The sequence below is a fragment of the Alkalihalophilus lindianensis genome (assembly GCF_032843265.1).
Lineage (GTDB): Bacteria > Bacillota > Bacilli > Bacillales > Bacillaceae_D > Alkalihalophilus > Alkalihalophilus lindianensis.
Map to the genome: position 1 here is coordinate 1 of NZ_JAWJBA010000227.1, position 278 is coordinate 278.

1 pseudogene is annotated in these 278 nt (G+C 43.9%); it reads left to right on the plus strand.

The features are described from left to right. A pseudogene (locus tag RYX56_RS22050) lies at positions 1-278 on the plus strand (outer membrane lipoprotein carrier protein LolA); the annotation flags it as partial.

Sequence of the window (278 nt, forward strand, 5' to 3'; positions counted from 1 at the left end):
GAAATAAAGCTGAAGAAAAAAGATTTATCTCCGGTTAGCGTGAAAGTAATGGATCCTGACCGCAATCCACTTGTGACGGTCGAGTTTGAAAAGGTGAAATTTAAGGCCGACTTTGATAAGGACGATTTCGAAATGAAGAAGAATATGACTCGTGCCCAGCTCGGTTTACCTGCGATGGCGGGCGGTGGTGAGAATGATGCCCTTACGGTTAAGTATCCAACCTTCGAACTGAAAGGGACGAAGCTAACGGATGAGAAAAAAATCGATCTAGAAAATGG